At 52.7% G+C, this 24,036-nt stretch carries 8 protein-coding genes; all 8 read right to left on the reverse strand.

What is annotated here, in order from left to right; translation table 11 throughout:
• Positions 1-325 precede the first annotated feature (325 nt).
• Positions 326-3,484, reverse strand: coding sequence for an ankyrin repeat domain-containing protein (locus NX720_RS01735; protein ID WP_262598985.1), 3,159 nt, complete (start codon positions 3,482-3,484; stop codon positions 326-328).
• Between the two features lie 442 nt (positions 3,485-3,926).
• Positions 3,927-6,785, reverse strand: coding sequence for an ankyrin repeat domain-containing protein (locus NX720_RS01740; RefSeq protein WP_262598986.1), 2,859 nt, complete (start codon positions 6,783-6,785; stop codon positions 3,927-3,929).
• A gap of 28 nt (positions 6,786-6,813) precedes the next feature.
• Positions 6,814-10,284, reverse strand: a complete 3,471-nt coding sequence (locus NX720_RS01745; RefSeq protein WP_262598987.1) for an ankyrin repeat domain-containing protein — start codon at positions 10,282-10,284, stop codon at positions 6,814-6,816.
• Positions 10,285-10,779: 495 nt separating this feature from the next.
• The gene (locus NX720_RS01750) at positions 10,780-14,454 is read right to left on the reverse strand and encodes an ankyrin repeat domain-containing protein (RefSeq protein ID WP_262598988.1); all 3,675 of its coding nucleotides are present in this window, start codon (positions 14,452-14,454) and stop codon (positions 10,780-10,782) included.
• A 246-nt stretch (positions 14,455-14,700) separates the two neighbouring features.
• Entirely contained in the window at positions 14,701-14,823 is a 123-nt protein-coding gene (locus NX720_RS01755; protein WP_262598982.1) for a hypothetical protein, read from the reverse strand.
• A gap of 117 nt (positions 14,824-14,940) precedes the next feature.
• Positions 14,941-19,431: an ankyrin repeat domain-containing protein gene (locus tag NX720_RS01760; RefSeq protein ID WP_262598989.1), complete on the reverse strand. Its 4,491-nt coding sequence runs from the start codon at positions 19,429-19,431 to the stop codon at positions 14,941-14,943.
• A 246-nt stretch (positions 19,432-19,677) separates the two neighbouring features.
• Positions 19,678-19,800 (reverse strand): hypothetical protein, encoded by a 123-nt coding sequence (locus NX720_RS01765; RefSeq protein ID WP_262598982.1) that lies wholly within the window; start codon positions 19,798-19,800, stop codon positions 19,678-19,680.
• 117 nt (positions 19,801-19,917) lie between these two features.
• Positions 19,918-23,991: an ankyrin repeat domain-containing protein gene (locus NX720_RS01770; protein ID WP_262598990.1), complete on the reverse strand. Its 4,074-nt coding sequence runs from the start codon at positions 23,989-23,991 to the stop codon at positions 19,918-19,920.
• Positions 23,992-24,036 lie beyond the last annotated feature (45 nt).

Raw genomic sequence — 24,036 nt, forward strand, 5'->3', positions numbered from 1 at the left:
GTGACAGCAAAGGGCAGCAAAAAAGAAAAGACCTCAAATGCGTAAAAAAAGCAATCAGCAGTGTAGTCTGAATTTCCTATGTACGGAACAAAAAGCCTCTTCCAATATGAACGATGGAAGTTGTTGGGGAAGTACAGAGTACCGCCTTTATTCAAACGACGCATGGTCAGCCTGATCAGATGACCATGATTGCGCTGCACATCAAACACACTTTCGAACTTCCTGGAGTTTGAGAAGGTGGGCGGGTCGATAAAAATCGGCCATAGTCGTTTTTATCCCGTTCAAAGCGATGATTTACGTAGCACTGCAAGTCGTATTTAGCCAGTTATTGGTCTGACGGTTGACAATTCTCCTCGGCAGCGGTCAGAAGTTCCGCGCACCCGGTCTGGCCGTTCCGGTTAGCGATGCGCAGCGGAGTGTCACCATTCGTCGTCAGGGCAGCCTTAACATTCGCCCCGGCCTTGATCAGAAGCTCCACGCACCCGGTACGACCTTTCAGGGCAGCGATGTGCAGAGGAGCGACACCATTCGTCGTCAGGGCAGCATCAACATCCGCCCCGGCCTTGATCAGAAGTTTCATGCACTCGGTATGACCGCCTTGGGCAGCGATGTGCAGAGGAGTGACACCATTCGTCGTCCGGGCAGCATCAACACCCGCCCCGGCCTTGATCAGAAGTTCCACGCACCCGGTATGACCGTTCTCGGCAGCGTAGGAAAGAGGGGTGGCACCATTCGTCGTCAGGGCAGCATCAACATCCGCCCCAGCCTTGATCAGAAGTTCCATGCACTCGGTACGACCTTTCAGGGCAGCGATGTGCAGAAGAGTGGCACCACTTGTCGTCAGGGCAGCATCAATAGCCGCCTTGGCCTTGATCAGAAGCTCCACGCACTCGGTATGACCGACTTGGGCAGCGATGTGCAGAGGAGTGACACCATCCGTCGTCCGGGCAGCATCAACAGCCGCCCCAGCCTTGATCAGAAGTTCCATGCACTCGATATGTCCGCCTTGGGCAGCGAGGTGCAGAGAAGTGACACCATCCGTCGTCCGGGCAGCATCAACATCCGCCCCGGCCTTGATCAGAAGCTCCACGCACCCGGTATGACCGCCTTGGGCAGCAAAGTGCAGAGGAGTGTCACCATCCGTCGTCAGGGCAGCCTTAACATCCGCCCCGGCCTTGATCAGAAGTTCCATGCCCCTGGTATGACCGCCTTGGGCAGCGGAGTGCAGGGGAGTGACACCATCCGTCGTCAGGGTAGCCTTAATATCCGCCCCGGCCTTGATCAGAACTTTCAGGCACTCGGTATAACCTTTGTAGGCAGCGATGTGCAGAAGGGTGAGACCATCTGCCCTCAGGGCAGCACCAACAACTGCCCCGGCATCGATCAGGGTTTGCAAAAACCCTGCATGACCGTTCAGGGCAGCAACGTGCAACAAACTGATGCCGGAACCCGAAACGGCTGAACGAAACTGTTCATTGACAATACTACTGTCTATTTCCAGCAGACGCTGCAGTATTTCCAAATCCCCGTTACGAGCAACATTCAGAGGCAAGGATTCACAGAATTCAGAGTCTTCATAAAGCTTGCTGCCGTCCACTCGCACCAGCGGCAAAGCTCTTTGCCGACAATAAGCACACGAACGTGATACAAGAGCCGTAGCCGGAGCCTGCTCCCTAAGCCATCCGGCAATGCACTCCAGATGATATTGGTGATTACAGTTCGTCTTGACGACCGAAATAGTGCCTAAGTCACTCCTGCAGATGGAGCACTTGTCACCCTGTAACTTCTCATTTCCTTCTGCAGCGGTTGAGCGCCCCCCCGCTACTGAAATACCAGCTTCTGGCTTCTCTTTTTTGCAAGGTCCGTGGCAAGGTGAGCAGTCGATGGTCTTACTGTATGTATGTTTATCGTTGTCGGGTGGCTCTTCCCCCTCATCGCCTTTCTTCCAGCCACTCTCATTTTTATTGCCCCGGGGAACTTTGTTTCGGGGGACGTTTGAATTTGAGCCTTCTTGACTGCCTGCTGCCTCAGATGAACTGGCCTTGCGTTTTTTCTGATTCTGGCCTCCGCCTTCCTGGTGGGGTACCTGCCTCTCATCGTACTGGCTTGAAAGATCAGCTGACAACATAGCCCGGAACTGACGCACCAGTGTTTCAAGACCAGAAACCAGAAACTCAGTTTGTTTTGTTGACACGTTAATGTCGTCTGTTTCCAGCTGCAACTGTTGTTCCAGCCGTCTTCTCAATGCCTGGTAAACCAAACCCGCGTCCGTAAGTCGCCACCGGTCGTAGAACAGGGCTTCTTCATGTGTCAGCTCACCGGGAACAATGAGAATACTCTGATAGTCCGTGTTTACGTGGTGTTGAGACAGCGCCTGTTTCAGGGCGTCATCATCACGCTGCCACAGCTCCCGGTCATCAGTAGCCAGCGATGACTTCAGGAATGACAAAATCCCCGGGGAGCCCTGATCGTTTTCCGTTATTCCGGTTGCGGATGTATCGAAATCAGTCAGGTATTCAAGGTCAGCGGCAATCAGCATGATCCTGTTATCAAGAATCCGGGCCAGGTCACCATGACCCCGGGCTATGGCCTGTTGCATTTTTTTTCGGAGGATTTTTAACAGTTGTCGTTTATTTTCCAGATTCTTCCTGATCAGTTCTTCCGCTGAATCCTGCTCCGGGTACTCCTTGTCGCCGTAGACAATGATCAGTGGCTCAGGCTCGGCATCGAAGGTGTAATGAGTACTGTCATTATCGTCATCGTCACCGCCACTCCCGGAAGCCACCAGACTACCAGTGACGATACCTGCAATGTCCTTCAGAGCTTCGGTATCCAAAAGTGCGAGATAGCTTTGCGTCTGGATGTTGAGCAGTTTTTCGTACAAAGCAACCAGGCTGGCACTCCGGAGAATGTTGTCCCGGGTAATAACTACCCGCATAGAGGCATCACTCACAGAAACAACAGCGGCAGGATAAGGCGGTCTTTTAACAAGTCGCTGCCAGTTAACAATCGCCTGATCCAGCTCTCCCTCAAGCCTGTTTCTTTTTCTGTCGTTTGCCTCTCTGGAAAAAGCACCGTCAGGAATCAGTCTTTTTTTTAACGGTGTTTTTAAAAAGGATGTCCGGGACGGTGATTCCGCCTGTAACGGGTTGTTGTGGCTTAATACGTTCCCGGGTCTGCCCGAAAAAACAACACCGGCGCTTCCGGCAGTTGAAAAAACGGTTGACAGGAAATAGAAAAGCAAACTGTCAGAGAAAGGAGAAAAAACTGCCCTGCTATCGTCAACAGGTTTAAAACATACCTGACCGCTGTCGGCTAAAAACGAATCAGCTAAAAACGCCCTTCCCGGAAAACCTGCCGTTAAATCACCGACGGGTTTACAGATAACACCGTCTGTGGCAGCAAAAAGCGCTGAACTGGCAAACAGGAAGATAATAACAAGTCGTAAAAAGTCAGCACTCAGAGATGTCAAGTAATTATGCACAAGACGGCACTCAGCTAGTTCTCGTCCAAAAACGTAGCCACCTGATAATCGATAAAATTTGATCTGAGAATGAATGAAGCTCATCTGCTTTTTATAAACTATCTTTCCCGGAGCCTTTAATCACAAGTGACAGCAAAGGGCAGCAAAAAAGAAAAGACCTCAAATGCGTAAAAAAAGCAATAAGCAGTGTAGTTTGAATTTCCTATGTAAGTCTTCTCCAATATGAACGACGGAAGTTGTTGGAGAAGTACAGAGTACCGCCTTCATTCAAACGACGCATGGCCAGCCTGATCAGATGACCATGATCGCGCTGCACATCAAACACACCTTCGAACTTCCTGGAGTTTAAGAAGGTGGGCGGGTCGATAAAAATCGGGCCATAGTCGTTTTTATCCCGTTCAAAGCGATGATTTACTTAGCACTGCAAGTCGTATTTAGCCAGTTATTGGTCTGACGGTTGACAATTCTCCTCGGCAGCGGTCAGAAGTTCCGCGCACCCGGTCTGGCCGCTCCAGTTAGCGGTGCGCAGCGGAGTGTCACCATTCGTCGTCAGGGCAGCCTTAACATTCGCCCCAGCCTTGATCAGAAGCTCCACGCACCCGGTACGACCTTTCAGGGCAGCGAGGTGCAGAGGAGTGGCACCATCCCCCGTCCGGGCAGCATCAACATCCGCCCCGGCCTTGATCAGAAGTTCCATGCATTCGGTATGACCGCCTTGGGCAGCGATGTGCAGAGGAGTGACACCATCCGTCGTCCGGGCAGCATCAACATCCGCCCCAGCCTTGATCAGAAGTTCCACGCACCTGGTATGACCGTCTTGGGCAGCGATGTGCAGAGGAGTGACACCATCCGTCGTCCGGGCAGCATCAACATCCGCCCCAGCCTTGATCAGAAGTTCCACGCACCTGGTATGACCGTCTTGGGCAGCGATGTGCAGAGGAGTGACACCATCCGTCGTCCGGGCAGCATCAACATCCGCCCGAGCCTTGATCAGAAGTTCCACGCACTCAGTACGACCATTCTCGGCAGCGAAATACAGAGGAGTGACACCATCCATTGCCCGGCCAGCATCAACAGCCGCCCCAGCCTTGATCAGAACTTTCAGGCACTCGGTATGACCTTTGTGGGCAGCGAGGTGCAGAGGAGTGGCACCATCCGTCGTCAGGACAGCATCAACAACCGCCTCGGCGTTGATCAGAAGTTCCACGCACTGCTTATGACCATTCAGGAGAGCAGCGTGCAACAAACTGATGCCGGAACCCGAAACAGCTGAACGAAACTGTTTATTGGCAATACTACTGTTCTTATTCAGCAGACTCTGCAGCGTTTCCAAATCCCCGGCACGACAAGCTTGCAGAGGCAGGGATTCACAAAATTCAGAGTCTTCATCGAGCTTGCCGCCGCCCACTCGCACGAGCGGCAAAGCTTTTTGCCGACAATAAGCACACCGTGATGCAAGAGCCTTAGCCGGACCCTGCTCCCTAAGCCATCCGGCAATGCACTCCAGATGATATTGGTGATTACAGTTCGTCTTGACGACCGAAATATCTCCTAAGTCATTCATGCAGATGGAGCACCTGTCGCCCTGTAACTTCTCATTTCCTTCTGCAGCGGTTGAGCGCCCCCCCGCTACTGAAATACCAGCTTCTGGCTTTTCCTTTTTGCAAGGTCCGTGGCAAGGTGAGCAGTCGATGGTCTTGCTGTATGTATGTTTATCTTTGTCAGGTGGCTCTTCCCCTTCATCGCCTTTTTTCCAGCCGCTCTCACTCTTATTATCCCGAGACGCTTTGTTTTTGCGGGCGTTTGAATTTGAGCCTTCTTGACTGCCTGCTGCCTCAGATGAACTGGCCTTGCGTTTTTTCTGATTCAGGTCTCCGCCTTCCTGATGGGGTACCTGCCTCCTATCGTAATGGCTTGAAAGATCAGCCGAAAACATAGCCCGGAACTGACGCGCCAGCGTTTCAAGACCAGAAACCAGAAACTCAGTTTGTTTTGTTGACACGCTAATGTCGTCTGTTTCCAGCTGCAACTCCTGTTCCAGCCGTCTTCTCAATGCCTGGTAAACCAAACCCGCGTCCGTAAGTCGCCACCGGTCGTAGAACAGGGCTTCTTCATGTGTCAGCTCACCGGGAACAATGAGAATGCTCTGATAGTCAGTGTTTATCTGGTGTTGAGACAGCGACTGTTTCAGGGCGTCATCATCACGCTGCAACAGCTCCCGGTCATCAGTAGCCAGCGATGCCTTCAGGAATGACAAAATCCCCGGGGAACCCTGATCGTTTTCCGTTATTCCGGTTGCGGATGTATCCAAATCAGTCAGGTATTCAAGGTCAGCGGCAATCAGCATGATCCTGTTATCAAGAATCCGGGCCAGGTCACCATGACCCCGGGCTATGGCCTGTTGCATTTTTTTTCGGAGGATTTTTAACAGTTGTCTTTTATTTTCCAGATTCTTCCTGATCAGTTCTTCCGCTGAATCCTGCTCCGGGTACTCCTTGTCGCCATAGATAATGATCAGTGGCTCAGGCTCGGCATCGAAGGTGTAATGAGTGCTGTCATTATCGTCATCGTCACCATCACCGCCACTCCCGGAAGCCACCAGACTACCAGTGACGATACCTGCAATGTCCTTCAGAGCTTCGGTATCCAAAAGTGCGAGGTAGCTTTGCGTCTGGATGTTGAGCAGTTTTTCGTACAAAGAAACCAGACTGACACTCCGGAGAATGTTGTCCCGGGTAATAACTACCCGCATAGAGGCATCACTGATAGAAACAACAGCGGCAGGATAAGGCGGTCTTTTAACAAGTCGCTGCCAGTTAGCAATCGCCTGATCCAGCTCTCCCTCAAGCCTGTTTCTTTTTCTGTCGTTTGCCTCTCTGGAAAAAGCACCGTCAGGAAGCAATCTGTTTTTTAACAGTGTTTTTAAAAAGGATGTCCGGGACGGTGATTCCGCCTGTGACGGTTTTTTGTGGCTTAATACGTTTCCGGGCCTGCCCGAAAAAACAACACCGGCGCTTCCGGCAGTTGAAAAAACGGTTGACAGGAAATAGAAAAGCAAACTGTCAGAGAAAGGAGAAAAAACTGCCCTGCTATCGTCAACAGGCTTAAAACATACCTGACCTCTGTCGGCTAAAAACAAATCAGCTAAAAACGCCTTTCCTGAAAAACCTGCCGTTAAATCACTGACTGGTTTACAGATAACACCGTCGGTGGCAGCAAAAAGCGCTGAACTGGCAAACAGGAAGATAATAAAAAGTCGTAAAAAGTCAGCACTCAGAGATGTCAGGTAATTATGCACCATTAAGCTCCTGCCTACCGTATTTAGCCAGTTATTGGTCTGACGGTTGGCTATTCTCCTCGGCAGCGGTCAGAAGTTTCGCGCAACCGGTCTGGCCGTTCCGGTTAGCGGTGCGCAGCGGAGTGTCACCATTCGTCGTCAGGGCAGCCTTAACATTCGCCCTGGCCTTGATCAGAAGTTCCACGCACCCGGTACGACCTTTCAGGGCAGCGAGGTGCAAAGGAGTGGCACCATCCGCCGTCCGGGCAGCATCAACAGCCGCCCCGGCCTTGATCAGAAGTTCCACGCACTCGGTATGACCGCCTTGGGCAGCGATGTGCAGAGGAGTGCCACCATCCGTCGTCAGGGCAGCATCAACAGCCGCCCCAGCCTTGATCAGAACTTTCAGGCACTCGGTATGACCGCCTTGGGCAGCGATGTGCAGAGGAGTGGCACCATTCGTCGTCAGGGCAGCATCAACAGACGCCCCAGCCTTGATCAGAAGTTCCACACACTCGGTATCATTGTTCTTGGCAGCGAAGTGCAGAGGAGTGGCACCATCCGTCGTCAGGGCAGCCTTAACAGCCGCCCCAGCCTTGATCAGAACTTTCAGGCACTCGATATGTCCGCCTTTGGCAGCGAGGTGCAGAGGTGTGTCACCATTCGTCGTCAGGGCAGCCTTAACAGCCGCCCCAGCCTTGATCAGAACTTTCAGGCACTCGGTATGACCGCCTTGGGCAGCAAAGTGCAGAGAAGTGGCGCCATTCGTCGTCTGGGCAGCATCAACATCCGCCCCAGCCTTGATCAGAAGTTCCACACACTCGGTATGATTGTTCTCGGCAGCGAAGTGCAAGGGAGTGCGACCATCCGTCGTCAGGGTAGCCTTAACATCCGCCCTGGCATTAATCAGAAGCTCCACGCACCCGTTATGACCTTTGTAGGCAGAGAGATGCAAAGGAGTGTCACCAAACGTCGTACGGGCAGCATCAACAACCGCCCCGGCCTTGATCAGAAGCTCCACGCACCCGGTGCGACCGCCTTGGGTAGCGAGGTGCAGAGGAGTGGCACCATCCGTCGTCAGGGCAGCATCAACAGCCGCCCTAGCCTTGATCATAAGCTCCACGCCCCCGGTATGACCGCATTGGGCAGCGATGTGCAGAGGAGTGGCACCATTCGTCGTCAGGGCAGCATCAACAGCCGCCCCGGCCTTAATCAGAAGTTCCATGCACTCGATATGACCGCCACGGGCAGCGAGGTGCAAAGGAGTGGCACCACCTGTCATCCGGGCAGCATCAACAGCCGCCCAAGCCTTGATCAGAACTTTCAGGCACTCGGTATAACCTTTGTCGGCAGCGATGTGCAGGAGGGTGAGACCATCTGCCCTCAGGGCAGCATCAACAACTGCCCCGGCATCAATCAGGGGTTGCAAGCACTTCGTATGACCGTTCAGGACAGCAGCGTGCAACAAACTGATGTAGGAATTCGAAACAGCTAAACGAAATTTTTTATTGGCAATACTACTGTTCTTATTCAGCAGACTCTGCAGCGTTTCCAAATCCCCCGCACGACAAGCTTGCAGAGGCAGGGATTCACAAAATTCAGAGTCTTCATCGAGCTTGCCACCGTCCACTCGCACTAGCGGCAAGGCTTTTTGTCGACAATAAGCACACGAACGTGATGCAAGAGCCGTAGCCGGAGCCTGCTCCCTAAGCCATCCGGCAATGCACTCCAGATGATATTGGTGATTACAGTTCGTCTTGACGACCGAAATATCTCCTAAGTCATTCATGCAGATGGAGCACCTGTCGCCCTGTAACTTCTCATTTCCTTCTGCAGCGGTTGAGCGCCCCCCCGCTACTGAAATACCAGCTTCTGGCTTCTCTTTTTTGCAAGGTCCGTGGCAAGGTGAGCAGTCGATGGTCTTACTGTATGTATGTTTATCGTTGTCGGGTGGCTCTTCCCCCTCATCGCCTTTCTTCCAGCCACTCTCATTTTTATTGCCCCGGGGAACTTTGTTTCGGGGGACGTTTGAATTTGGGTCTTCTTGCCTGCCTTCTGCCACAGATGAACTGGCTTTGCGTTTTTTCTGATTCTGGCCTCCGCCTTCCTGGTGGGGTACCTGCCTCTCATCGTACTGGCTTGAAAGATCAGCTGACAACATCGCCCGGAACTGACGCGCCAGCGTTTCAAGACCAGAAACCAGAAACTCAGTTTGTTTTGTTGACACGTTAATGTCGTCTGTTTCCAGCTGCAACTGTTGTTCCAGCCGTCTTCTCAATGCCTGGTAAACCAAACCTGCGTCCGTAAGTCGCCACCGGTCGTAGAACAGGGCTTCTTCATGTGTCAGCTCACCGGGAACAATGAGAATACTCTGATAGTCCGTGTTTACCTGGTGTTGAGACAGCGCCTGTTTCAGGGTGTCATCATCACGCTGCCACAGCTCCCGGTCATCAGTAGCCAGCGATGCCCTCAGGAATGACAAAATCCCCGGGGAACCCTGATCGTTTTCCGTTATTCCGGTTGCGGATGTATCCAAATCAGTCAGGTATTCAAGGTCAGCGGCAATCAGCATGATCCTGTTATCAAGAATCCGGGCCAGGTCACCATGACCCCTGACTATGGCCTGTTGCATTTTTTTTCGGAGGATTTTTAACAGTTCTCGTTTATTTTCCAGATTCTTCCTGATCAGTTCTTCCGCTGAATCCTGCTCCGGGTACTCCTTGTCGCCATAGGCAATGATCAGTGGCTCAGGCTCGGCATCGAAGGTGTAATGAGTGCTGTCATTATCGTCATCGTCACCATCACCGCCACTCCCGGAAGCCACCAGACTACCAGTGACGATACCTGCAATGTCCTTCAGAGCTTCGGTATCCAAAAGTGCGAGGTAGCTTTGCGTCTGGATGTTGAGCAGTTTTTCGTACAAAGAAACCAGGCTGACACTCCGGAGAATGTTGTCCCGGGTAATAACTACCCGCATAGAGGCATCACTCACAGAAACAACAGCGGCAGGATAAGACGGTCTTTTAACAAGTCGCTGCCAGTTAGCAATCGCCTGATCCAGCTCTCCCTCAAGCCTGTTTCTTTTTCTGTCGTTTGCCTCTCTGGAAAAAGCACCGTCAGGAAGCAATCTGTTTTTTAACAGTGTTTTTAAAAAGGATGTCGGGGACGGTGATTCCGCCTGTGACGGGTTTTTGTGGCTTAATACGTTTCCGGGCCTGCCCGAAAAAACAACACCGGCGCTTCCGGCAGTTGAAAAAACGGTTGACAGGAAATAGAAAAGCAAACTGTCATAGAAAGGAGAAAAAACTGCCCTGCTATCGTCAACAGGTTTAAAACATACCTGACCGCTGTCGGCTAAAAACGAAACAGCTAAAAACGCCTTTCCTGGAAAGCCTGCCGTTAAATCACTGACTGGTTTACAGATAACACCGTCGGTGGCAGCAAAAAGCGCTGAACTGGCAAACAGGAAGATAATAAAAAGTCGTAAAAAGTCAGCACTCAGAGATGTCAAGTAATTATGCACCTTTAAGCTCCTGCCTACAGTTCGGAGTTATTGAAATTATGCACAAGACAACACTCAGCTAGTTCTCGTCCCAAAACGTAGCCACCTGATAATCAATAAAATTTGATTTGAGAATGAATGAAGCTCATCTGCTTTTTATAAACTATCTTTCCCGGAGCCTTTAATCACAAGTGACAGCAAAGGACAGCAAAAAAGAAAAGACTTCAAATGCGTAAAAAAAGCAATCAGCAGTGTAGTCTGAATTTCCTATGTACGGAACAAAAAGCCTCTTCCAATATGAACGATGGAAGTTGTTGGGAAAGTACAGAGTACCGCCTTTATTCAAACGACGCATGGCCAGCCTGGTCAGATGACCGTGATCGCGCTGCGCATCAAACCACCTTCGAACTTCCTGGAGTTTGAGAAGGTAGGCGGGTCGATAAAAATCGGGCCATAGTCGTTTTTATCCCGTTCAAAGCGATGATTTACGTAGCACTGCAAGTCGTATTTAGCCAGTTATTGGTCTGACGGTTGACAATTCTCCTCGGCAGCGGTCAGAAGTTCCGCGCACCTGGTCTGGCCGTTCCGGTTAGCGATGCGCAGCGGAGTGTCACCATTCGTCGTCAGGGCAGCCTTAACATTCGCCCCGGCCTTGATCAGAAGCTCCACGCACCCGGTACGACCTTTCAGGGCAGCGATGTGCAGAGGAGTGGCACCATTCGTCGTCAGGGCAGCATCAACATCCGCCCCAGCCTTGATCAGAAGTTCCACGCACCCGGTATGACCATTCTCAGCAGCTAAGTACAGAGGAGTGGTACCATCCGTCGTCCGGGCGGCATCAACAACCGCCCCAGCCTTGATCAGAAGTTCCACGCACCCGATATGACCGTTCTCGGCAGCGAAGGAAAGAGGAGTGGCACCATTCGTCGTCCGGGCGGCATCAACACCCGCCCCGGCCTTGATCAGAAGTTCCACGCACCCGGTATGACCGTTCTCAGCAGCTAAGTACAGAGGAGTGGTTCCAACCGTCGTCAGGGCAGCATCAACAACCGCCCCGGCCTTGATCAGAAGTTCAACGCACCCGATATGACCGTTCTCGGCAGCGAGGTGCAGAGGAGTGTCACCAAACGTCGTCAGGGCAGCCTTAACATCCGCCCCGGCCTTGATCAGAAGTTCAACGCACCCGATATGACCGTTCTCGGCAGCGAAGGAAAGAGGAGTGGCACCATCCGTCGTCCGGGCGGCATCAACAACCGCCCCGGCCTTGATCAGAAGTTCCACGCACCCGATATGACCGTTCTCAGCAGCTAAGTACAGAGGAGTGGTTCCAAACGTCGTCAGGGCAGCATCAACAACCGCCCCGGCCTTGATCAGAAGTTCAACGCACCCGATATGACCGTTCTCGGCAGCGAGGTGCAGAGGAGTGTCACCAAACGTCGTCAGGGCAGCCTTAACATCCGCCCCGGCCTTGATCAGAAGTTTCATGCACTCGGTATGACCGACTTGGGCAGCGATGTGCGAAGGAGTGGCACCATTTGTCGTCAGGGCAGCATCAATAGCCGCCTTGGCCTTGATCAGAAGCTCCACGCACTCGGTATGACCGACTTGGGCAGCGATGTGCAGAGGAGTGATACCATCCGTCGTCCGGGCAGCATCAACAGCCGCCCCAGCCTTGATCAGAAGTTCCATGCACTCGATATGTCCGTCTTGGGCAGCGAGGTGCAGAGAAGTGACACCATCCGTCGTCCGGGCAGCATCAACATCCGCCCCGGCCTTGATCAGAAGCTCCACGCACCCGGTATGACCGCCTTGGGCAGCAAAGTGCAGAGGAGTGTCACCATCCGTCGTCAGGGCAGCCTTAACATCCGCCCCGGCCTTGATCAGAAGTTCCATGCCCCTGGTATGACCGCCTTGGGCAGCGGAGTGCAGGGGAGTGACACCATCCGTCGTCAGGGTAGCCTTAACATCCGCCCCGGCCTTGATCAGAACTTTCAGGCACTCGGTATAACCTTTGTAGGCAGCGATGTGCAGAAGGGTGAGACCATCTGCCCTCAGGGCAGCACCAACAACCGCCCCGGCATCGATCAGGGTTTGCAAAAACCCTGTATGACCGTTCAGGGCAGCAACGTGCAACAAACTGATGCCGGAACCCAAAATGGCTGAACGAAACTGTTCATTGACAATACTACTGTCTATTTCCAGCAGACGCTGCAGTGTTTCCAAATCCCCGTTACGAGCAACATTCAGAGGTAAGGATTCACAGAATTCAGAGTCTTCATAAAGCTTGCTGCCGTCCACTCGCACCAGCGGCAAAGCTCTTTGCCGACAATAAGCACACGAACGTGATACAAGAGCCGTAGCCGGAGCCTGCTCCCTAAGCCATCCGGCAATGCACTCCAGATGATATTGGTGATTACAGTTCGTCTTGACGACCGAAATAGCGCCTAAGTCACTCCTGCAGATGGAGCACTTGTCACCCTGTAACTTCTCATTTCCTTCTGCAGCGGTTGAGCGCCCCCCCGCTACTGAAATACCAGCTTCTGGCTTCTCCTTTTTGCAAGGTCCGTGGCAAGGTGAGCAGTCGATGGTCTTGCTGTATGTATGTTTATCGTTGTCGGGTGGCTCTTCCCCCTCATCGCCTTTCTTCCAGCCACTCTCATTTTTATTGCCCCGGGGAACTTTGTTTCGGGGGACGTTTGAATTTGGGTCTTCTTGCCTGCCTTCTGCCACAGATGAACTGGCTTTGCGTTTTTTCTGATTCTGGCCTCCGCCTTCCTGGTGGGGTACCTGCCTCTCATCGTACTGGCTTGAAAGATCAGCTGAAAACATCGCCCGGAACTGACGCGCCAGCGTTTCAAGACCAGAAACCAGAAACTCAGTTTGTTTTGTTGACGCGTCAATGTCGTCTGTTTCCAGCTGCAACTGTTGTTCCAGCCGTATTCTCAATGCCTGGTAAACCAAACCCGCGTCCGTAAGTCGCCACCGGTCGTAGAACAGGGCTTCTTCATGTGTCAGCTCACCGGGAACAATGAGAATGCTCTGATAGTCAGTGTTTACGTGGTGTTGAGACAGCGCCTGTTTCAGGGCGTCATCATCACGCTGCCACAGCTCCCGGTCATCAGTAGCCAGCGATGCCTTCAGGAATGACAAAATCCCCGGGGAACCCTGATCGTTTTCCGTTATTCCGGTTGCGGATGTATCCAAATCAGTCAGGTATTCAAGGTCAGCGGTAATCAGCATGATCCTGTTATCAAGAATCCGGGCCAGGTCACCATGACCCCGGGCTATGGCCTGTTGCATTTTTTTTCGGAGGATTTTTAACAGTTGTCGTTTATTTTTCAGATTCTTCCTGATCAGTTCTTCCGCTGAATCTTGCTCCGGGTACTTCTTGTCGCCGTAGACAATGATCAGTGGCTCAGGCTCGGCATCGAAGGTGTAATGAGTGCTGTCATTATCGTCATCGCCACCATCACCGCCACTCCCGGAAGCCACCAGGCTACCAGTGACGATACCTGCAATGTCCTTCAGAGCTTCGGTATCCAAAAGTGCGAGGTAGCTTTGCGTCTGGATGTTGAGCAGTTTTTCGTACAAAGCAACCAGGCTGGCACTCTGGAGAATGTTGTCCCGGGTAATAACTATCCGCATAGAGGCATCACTGATAGAAACAACAGCGGCAGGATAAGGCGGTCTTTTAACAAGTCGCTGCCAGTTAGCAATCGCCTGATCCAGATCTCCCTCAAGCCTGTTTCTTTTTCTGTCGTTTGCCTCTCTGGAAAAAGCACCTTCAGGAATCAGTCTGTTTTTTAACAGTGTTTTTAAAAAGGATGTCCGGGACGGTGATTCCGCCTGTAACGGTTTTTTGTGGCTTAATACGTTTCCGGGTCTGCCCGAAAAAACAACACCGGCGCTTCCGGCAGTTGAAAAAACGGTTGACAGGAAATAGAAAAGCAAACTGTCAGAGAAAGGAGAAAAAACTGCTCTGCTATCGTCAACAGGTTTAAAACATACCTGACCGCTGTCGGCTAAAAACGAATCAGCTAAAAACGCCTTTCCTGGAAAACCTGCCGTTAAATCACTGACTGGTTTACAGATAACACCGTCGGTGGCAGCAAAAAGCGCTGAACTGGCAAACAGGACGATAATAAAAAGTCGTAAAAAGTCAGCACTCAGAGATGTCAAGTAATTATGCACCTTTAAGCTCCTGCCTACAGCTCGGAGTTATCGAAATTATGCACAAGACGGCTCTCAGCTAGTTCCCGCCCAAAAACGTAGCCAACTGATAATCGATAAAATTTGATCTGAGAATGAATGAAGCTCATCTGCTTTTTATAAACTATCTTTCCCGGAGCCTTTAATCACAAGTGACAGCAAAGGGCAGCAAAAAAGAAAAGACCTCAAATGCGTAAAAAAAGCAATAAGCAGTGTAGTCTGAATTTCCTATGTAAGTCTTCTCCAATATGAACGACGGAAGTTGTTGGAGAAGTACAGAGTACCGCCTTCATTCAAACGACGCATGGCCAGCCTGATCAGATGACCATGATCGCGCTGCGCATCAAACACGCCTTCGAACTTCCTGGAGTTTGAGAAGGTGGGCGGGTCGATAAAAATCGAGCCATAGTCGTTTTTATCCCGTTCAAAGCGATGATTTACTTAGCACTGCAAGTCGTATTTAGCCAGTTATTGGTCTGACGGTTGACAATTCTCCTCGGCAGCGGTCAGAAGTTTCGCGCACCCGGTCTGGCCGTTCCAGTTAGCGATGCGCAGCGGAGTGTCACCATTCGTCGTCAGGGCAGCCTTAACATTCGCCCCGGCCTTGATCAGAAGCTCCACGCACCCGATACGACCTTTCAGGGCAGCGAGGTGCAGAGGAGTGGCACCATCCGCCGTCCGGGCAGCCTTAACATTCGCCCCGGCCTTGATCAGAAGCTCCACGCACCCGGTACGACCTTTCAGGGTAGCGAGGTGCAAAGGAGTGGCACCATCCGCCGTCCGGGTAGCATCAACAGCCGCCCTGGCCTTGATCAGAAGCTCCACGCACCCGGTATGACCGCCTTGGGCAGCGATGTGCAGAGGAGTGCTACCATCTGTCGTCAGGGCAGCATCAACACCCGCCCCGGCCTTGATCAGAAGTTCCACGCACCCGGTATGACCGTGCCCGGCAGCATAGTACAGAGGAGTGATACCAACCGTCGTCAGGGCAGCATCAACAACCGCCCCGGCCTTGATCAGAAGTTCCACGCACCCGGTATGACCGTTCTCAGCAGCTAAGTACAGAGGAGTGGTTCCAACCGTCGTCAGGGCAGCATCAACAACCGCCCCGGCCTTGATCAGAAGTTCCACGCACCCGATATGACCGTTCTCGGCAGCGATGTGCAGAGGAGTGGCACCATTCGTCGTCCGGGCAGCATCAACAGCCGCCCCGGCCTTGATCAGAAGTTCCATGCACTCGGTATGACCGCCTTGGGCAGCGATGTGCAGAGGAGTGACACCACCCGTCGTCCGGGCAGCATCAACAGCCGCCCTGGCCTTGATCAGAAGTTCCACGCACCCGGTATGACCGTGCCCGGCAGCATAGTAGAGAGGAGTGGTACCATCCGTCGTCAGGGCAGCATCAACAAACGCCTCGGCCTTGATCAGAAGTTCCACGCACCCGATATGACCGTTCTCGGCAGCGAAGGAAAGAGGAGTAGCACCATTCGTCGTCCGGGCAGCATCAACAGCCGCCCCGGCCTTGATCAGAAGTTCCACGCACTCGGTACGACCTTTCAGGGCAGCGAGGTGCAGAGGAGTGTCACCATCCGTCGTCCGGGCAGCATCAACAGCCGCCCCGGCCTTGATCAGAAGTTCCACGCACCCGGTATGACCGTACCCGCCAGCATAGTAGAGAGGAGTGGTACCATCCGTCGTCAGGGCAGCATCAACAGCCGCCCCGGCCTTGATCAGAAGTTCCGCGCACCCGATATGACCGTTCTCGGCAGCGAAGTAAAGAGGAGTGGCACCATTCGTCGTCCGGGCAGCATCAACATCCGCCCCGGCCTTGATCAGAAGTTCCACGCACTCGGTACGACCTTTCAGGGCAGCGAGGTGCAGAGGAGTGGCACCATTTGTCGTCAGGGCAGCCTTAACATCCGCCCCGGCCTTGATCAGAAGTTTCATGCACTCGGTATGACCGACTTGGGCAGCGATGTGCAGAGGAGTGACACCATCCGTCGTCCGGGCAGCATCAACAGCCGCCCCAGCCTTGATCAGAAGTTCCATGCACTCGATATGTCCGCCCTGGACAGCGAGGGGCAGAGAAGTGACACCATTCGTCGTCCGGGCAGCATCAACAGCCGCCCCGGCCTTGATCAGAAGTTTCATGCACTCGATATGTCCGCCTTGGGCAGCGAGGTGCAGAGGAGTGTCACCATTCGTCGTCAGGGCAGCCTTAACATCCGCCCCGGCCTTGATCAGAAGTTTCATGCACTCGGTATGACCGACTTGGGCAGCGATGTGCAGAGGAGTGGCACCATTCGTCGTCAGGGTAGCCTTAACATCCGCCCCGGCCTTGATCAGAAGTTCCACGCACCCGATATGACCGTTCTCAGCAGCTAAGTACAGAGGAGTGGTTCCAAACGTCGTCAGGGCAGCATCAACAACCGCCCCGGCCTTGATCAGAAGTTCAACGCACCCGATATGACCGTTCTCGGCAGCGAGGTGCAGAGGAGTGTCACCAAACGTCGTCAGGGCAGCCTTAACATCCGCCCCGGCCTTGATCAGAAGTTTCATGCACTCGGTATGACCGACTTGGGCAGCGATGTGCGAAGGAGTGGCACCATTTGTCGTCAGGGCAGCATCAATAGCCGCCTTGGCCTTGATCAGAAGCTCCACGCACTCGGTATGACCGACTTGGGCAGCGATGTGCAGAGGAGTGATACCATCCGTCGTCCGGGCAGCATCAACAGCCGCCCCAGCCTTGATCAGAAGTTCCATGCACTCGATATGTCCGTCTTGGGCAGCGAGGTGCAGAGAAGTGACACCATCCGTCGTCCGGGCAGCATCAACATCCGCCCCGGCATCGATCAGGGTTTGCAAGCACTCCGTATGACCATTCAGGACAGCGACGTGCAACAAACTGATCCCGGAACCCGAAACAGCTGAACGAAACTGTTTACTGGCAATCCTGCTGTCTAGTTCAAGCGAACGCTGCAGCGTTTTCAAATCCCCGGCACGACAAGCTTGCAGAGGCAGGTCTTCGCAGAATTCAGAGTCTTCATCGAGCTTGCCACCGTCCACTCGCACCAGCGGCAAAGCTCTTTGCCGACAATAAGCACACGAACGTGATGCAAGAGCCGTAGCCGGAGCCTGCTCCCTAAGCCATCCGGCAATGCACTCCAGATGATATTGATGATTACAGTTCGTCTTGACGACCGAAATAGCGCCTAAGTCCTCCTTGCAGATGGAGCACTTGTCACCCTGTAACTTCTCATTTCCTTCTGCAGCGGTTGAGCGCCCCCCCGCTACTGAAATACCAGCTTCTGGCTTCTCCTCTTCGCAAGGTCCGTGACAAGACGGGCAGTCGATGGTCTTGCTGTATGTATGTTTATCGTTGTCGGGTGGCTCTTCCCCCTCATCGCCTTTTTTCCAGCCACTCTCACTCTTATTATCCCGAGACGCTTTGTTTTTGCGGGCGTTTGAATTTGAGCCTTCTTGACTGCCTGCTGCCTCAGATGAACTGGCTTTGCGTTTTTTCTGATTCTGGCCTCCGCCTTCCTGGTGGGGTACCTGCCTCTCATCGTACTGGCTTGAAAGATCAGCTGAAAACATCGCCCGGAACTGACGCGCCAGCGTTTCAAGACCAGAAACCAGAAACTCAGTTTGTTTTGTTGACGCGTCAATGTCGTCTGTTTCCAGCTGCAACTGTTGTTCCAGCCGTATTCTCAATGCCTGGTAAACCAAACCCGCGTCCGTAAGTCGCCACCGGTCGTAGAACAGGGCTTCTTCATGTGTCAGCTCACCGGGAACAATGAGAATGCTCTGATAGTCAGTGTTTACGTGGTGTTGAGACAGCGCCTGTTTCAGGGCGTCATCATCACGCTGCCACAGCTCCCGGTCATCAGTAGCCAGCGATGCCTTCAGGAATGACAAAATCCCCGGGGAACCCTGATCGTTTTCCGTTATTCCGGTTGCGGATGTATCCAAATCAGTCAGGTATTCAAGGTCAGCGGTAATCAGCATGATCCTGTTATCAAGAATCCGGGCCAGGTCACCATGACCCCGGGCTATGGCCTGTTGCATTTTTTTTCGGAGGATTTTTAACAGTTGTCGTTTATTTTTCAGATTCTTCCTGATCAGTTCTTCCGCTGAATCTTGCTCCGGGTACTTCTTGTCGCCGTAGACAATGATCAGTGGCTCAGGCTCGGCATCGAAGGTGTAATGAGTGCTGTCATTATCGTCATCGCCACCATCACCGCCACTCCCGGAAGCCACCAGGCTACCAGTGACGATACCTGCAATGTCCTTCAGAGCTTCGGTATCCAAAAGTGCGAGGTAGCTTTGCGTCTGGATGTTGAGCAGTTTTTCGTACAAAGCAACCAGGCTGGCACTCTGGAGAATGTTGTCCCGGGTAATAACTATCCGCATAGAGGCATCACTGATAGAAACAACAGCGGCAGGATAAGGCGGTCTTTTAACAAGTCGCTGCCAGTTAGCAATCGCCTGATCCAGATCTCCCTCAAGCCTGTTTCTTTTTCTGTCGTTTGCCTCTCTGGAAAAAGCACCTTCAGGAATCAGTCTGTTTTTTAACAGTGTTTTTAAAAAGGATGTCCGGGACGGTGATTCCGCCTGTAACGGTTTTTTGTGGCTTAATACGTTTCCGGGTCTGCCCGAAAAAACAACACCGGCGCTTCCGGCAGTTGAAAAAACGGTTGACAGGAAATAGAAAAGCAAACTGTCAGAGAAAGGAGAAAAAACTGCTCTGCTATCGTCAACAGGTTTAAAACATACCTGACCGCTGTCGGCTAAAAACGAATCAGCTAAAAACGCCTTTCCTGGAAAACCTGCCGTTAAATCACTGACTGGTTTACAGATAACACCGTCGGTGGCAGCAAAAAGCGCTGAACTGGCAAACAGGACGATAATAAAAAGTCGTAAAAAGTCAGCACTCAGAGATGTCAAGTAATTATGCACCTTTAAGCTCCTGCCTACAGCTCGGAGTTATCGAAATTATGCACAAGACGGCTCTCAGCTAGTTCCCGCCCAAAAACGTAGCCAACTGATAATCGATAAAATTTGATCTGAGAATGAATGAAGCTCATCTGCTTTTTATAAACTATCTTTCCCGGAGCCTTTAATCACAAGTGACAGCAAAGGGCAGCAAAAAAGAAAAGACCTCAAATGCGTAAAAAAAGCAATAAGCAGTGTAGTCTGAATTTCCTATGTAAGTCTTCTCCAATATGAACGACGGAAGTTGTTGGAGAAGTACAGAGTACCGCCTTCATTCAAACGACGCATGGCCAGCCTGATCAGATGACCATGATCGCGCTGCGCATCAAACACGCCTTCGAACTTCCTGGAGTTTGAGAAGGTGGGCGGGTCGATAAAAATCGAGCCATAGTCGTTTTTATCCCGTTCAAAGCGATGATTTACTTAGCACTGCAAGTCGTATTTAGCCAGTTATTGGTCTGACGGTTGACAATTCTCCTCGGCAGCGGTCAGAAGTTTCGCGCACCCGGTCTGGCCGTTCCAGTTAGCGATGCGCAGCGGAGTGTCACCATTCGTCGTCAGGGCAGCCTTAACATTCGCCCCGGCCTTGATCAGAAGCTCCACGCACCCGATACGACCTTTCAGGGCAGCGAGGTGCAGAGGAGTGGCACCATCCGCCGTCCGGGCAGCCTTAACATTCGCCCCGGCCTTGATCAGAAGCTCCACGCACCCGGTACGACCTTTCAGGGTAGCGAGGTGCAAAGGAGTGGCACCATCCGCCGTCCGGGTAGCATCAACAGCCGCCCTGGCCTTGATCAGAAGCTCCACGCACCCGGTATGACCGCCTTGGGCAGCGATGTGCAGAGGAGTGCTACCATCTGTCGTCAGGGCAGCATCAACACCCGCCCCGGCCTTGATCAGAAGTTCCACGCACCCGGTATGACCGTGCCCGGCAGCATAGTACAGAGGAGTGATACCAACCGTCGTCAGGGCAGCATCAACAACCGCCCCGGCCTTGATCAGAAGTTCCACGCACCCGGTATGACCGTTCTCAGCAGCTAAGTACAGAGGAGTGGTTCCAACCGTCGTCAGGGCAGCATCAACAACCGCCCCGGCCTTGATCAGAAGTTCCACGCACCCGATATGACCGTTCTCGGCAGCGATGTGCAGAGGAGTGGCACCATTCGTCGTCCGGGCAGCATCAACAGCCGCCCCGGCCTTGATCAGAAGTTCCATGCACTCGGTATGACCGCCTTGGGCAGCGATGTGCAGAGGAGTGACACCACCCGTCGTCCGGGCAGCATCAACAGCCGCCCTGGCCTTGATCAGAAGTTCCACGCACCCGGTATGACCGTGCCCGGCAGCATAGTAGAGAGGAGTGGTACCATCCGTCGTCAGGGCAGCATCAACAAACGCCTCGGCCTTGATCAGAAGTTCCACGCACCCGATATGACCGTTCTCGGCAGCGAAGGAAAGAGGAGTAGCACCATTCGTCGTCCGGGCAGCATCAACAGCCGCCCCGGCCTTGATCAGAAGTTCCACGCACTCGGTACGACCTTTCAGGGCAGCGAGGTGCAGAGGAGTGTCACCATCCGTCGTCCGGGCAGCATCAACAGCCGCCCCGGCCTTGATCAGAAGTTCCACGCACCCGGTATGACCGTACCCGCCAGCATAGTAGAGAGGAGTGGTACCATCCGTCGTCAGGGCAGCATCAACAGCCGCCCCGGCCTTGATCAGAAGTTCCGCGCACCCGATATGACCGTTCTCGGCAGCGAAGTAAAGAGGAGTGGCACCATTCGTCGTCCGGGCAGCATCAACATCCGCCCCGGCCTTGATCAGAAGTTCCACGCACTCGGTACGACCTTTCAGGGCAGCGAGGTGCAGAGGAGTGGCACCATTTGTCGTCAGGGCAGCCTTAACATCCGCCCCGGCCTTGATCAGAAGTTTCATGCACTCGGTATGACCGACTTGGGCAGCGATGTGCAGAGGAGTGACACCATCCGTCGTCCGGGCAGCATCAACAGCCGCCCCAGCCTTGATCAGAAGTTCCATGCACTCGATATGTCCGCCCTGGACAGCGAGGGGCAGAGAAGTGACACCATTCGTCGTCCGGGCAGCATCAACAGCCGCCCCGGCCTTGATCAGAAGTTTCATGCACTCGATATGTCCGCCTTGGGCAGCGAGGTGCAGAGGAGTGTCACCATTCGTCGTCAGGGCAGCCTTAACATCCGCCCCGGCCTTGATCAGAAGTTTCATGCACTCGGTATGACCGACTTGGGCAGCGATGTGCAGAGGAGTGGCACCATTCGTCGTCAGGGTAGCCTTAACATCCGCCCCGGCCTTGATCAGAACTTTCAGGCACTCGGTATAACCTTGGGCAGCGAGGTGCAGAAGAGTGTGACCATCTGCCCTCAGGGCAGCACCAACAACTGCCCCGGCATCGATCAGGGTTTGCAAAAACCCTGCATGACCCTTCAGGGCAGCAACGTGCAACAAACTGATGCCGGAACCCGAAACGGCTGAACGAAACTGTTCATTGACAATACTACTGTCTATTTCCAGCAGACGCTGCAGTGTTTCCAAATCCCCGTTACGAGCAACATTCAGAGGCAAGGATTCACAGAATTCAGAGTCTTCATAAAGCTTGCTGCCGTCCACTCGCACCAGCGGCAAAGCTCTTTGCTGACAATAAGCACACGAAGGTGATGCAAGAGCCGTAGCAGGACCCTGCTCCCTAAGCCATCCGGCAATGCACTCCAGATGATATTGGTGATTACAGTTCGTCTTGACGACCGAAATAGTGCCTAAGTCACTCCTGCAGATGGAGCACTTGCCACCCTGTAACTTCTCATTTCCTTCTGCAGCGGTTGAGCGCCCCCCCGCTACTGAAATACCAGCTTCTGGCTTCTCCTTTTTGCAAGGTCCGTGGCAAGGTGAGCAGTCGATGGTCTTGCTGTATGTATGTTTATCGTTGTCGGGAGGCTCTTCCCCCTCATCGCCTTTCTTCCAGCCACTCTCATTTTTATTGCCCCGGGGAACTTTGTTTCGGGGGACGTTTGAATTTGAGCCTTCTTGACTGCCTGCTGCCTCAGATGAACTGGCCTTGCGCTTTTTCTGATTCTGGCCTCCGCCTTCCTGATGGGGTACCTGCCTCTCATCGTACTGGCTTGAAAGATCAGCTGACAACATAGCCCGGAACTGACGCGCCAGCGTTTCAAGACCAGAAACCAGAAACTCAGTTTGTTTTGTTGACACGTTAATGTCGTCTGTTTCCAGCTGCAACTGTTGTTCCAGCCGTCTTCTCAATGCCTGGTAAACCAAACCCGCGTCCGTAAGTCGCCACCGGTCGTAGAACAGGGCTTCTTCATGTGTCAGCTCACCGGGAACAATGAGAATGCTCTGATAGTCAGTGTTTACGTGGTGTTGAGACAGCGACTGTTTCAGGGCGTCATCATCACGCTGCCACAGCTCCCGGTCATCAGTAGCCAGCGATGCCTTCAGGAATGACAAAATCCCCGGAGAACCCTGATCGTTTTCCGTTATTCCGGTTGCGGATGTATCCAAATCAGTCAGGTATTCAAGGTCAGCGGCAATCAGCATGATCCTTTTATCAAGAATCCGGGCCAGGCCACCATGACCCCGGACTATGGCCTGTTGCATTTTTTTTCGGAGGATTTTTAACAGTTGTCGTTTATTTTTCAGATTCTTCCTGATCAGTTCTTCCGCTGAATCCTGCTCCGAGTACTCCTTGTCGCCGTAGACAATGATCAGTGGCTCAGGCTCGGCATCGAAGGTGTAATGAGTGCTGTCATTATCGTCATCGTCACCGCCACTCCCGGAAGCCACCAGACTACCAGTGACGATACCTGCAATGTCCTTCAGAGCTTCGGTATCCAAAAGTGCGAGGTAGCTTTGCGTCTGGATGTTGAGCAGTTTTTCGTACAAAGAAACCAGACTGACACTCCGGAGAATGTTGTCCCGGGTAATAACTACCCGCATAGAGGCATCACTGATAGAAACAACAGCGGCAGGATAAGGCGGTCTTTTAACAAGTCGCTGCCAGTTAGCAATCGCCTGATCCAGCTCTCCCTCAAGCCTGTTTCTTTTTCTGTCGTTTGCCTCTCTGGAAAAAGCACCGTCAGGAATCAGTCTGTTTTTTAACAGTGTTTTTAAAAAGGGTGTCCGGGACGGTGATTCCGCCTGTAACGGGTTGTTGTGGCTTAATACGTTTCCGGGTCTGCCCGAAAAAACAACACCGGCGCTTCCGGCAGTTGAAAAAACGGTTGACAGGAAATAGAAAAGCAAACTGTCAGAGAAAGGAGAAAAAACTGCTCTGCTATCGTCAACAGGTTTAAAACATACCTGACCGCTGTCGGCTAAAAACGAATCAGCTAAAAACGCCTTTCCTGAAAAACCTGCCGTTAAATCACTGACTGGTTTACAGATAACACCGTCGGTGGCAGCAAAAAGCGCTGAACTGGCAAACAGGAAGATAATAAAAAGTCGTAAAAAGTCAGCACTCAGAGATGTCAAGTAATTATGCACCTTTAAGCTCCTGCCTACAGCTCGGAGTTATTGAAATTATGCACA

The sequence above is a fragment of the Endozoicomonas euniceicola genome (assembly GCF_025562755.1).
GTDB classification, from domain to species: Bacteria; Pseudomonadota; Gammaproteobacteria; order Pseudomonadales; family Endozoicomonadaceae; genus Endozoicomonas_A; species Endozoicomonas_A euniceicola.

Coding starts and splice junctions, on each gene's coding strand:
- NX720_RS01740 (WP_262598986.1), bottom strand. CDS start 6,785: ATGGTGCATAATTACCTGACATCTCTGAGTGCTGACTTTTTACGACTT.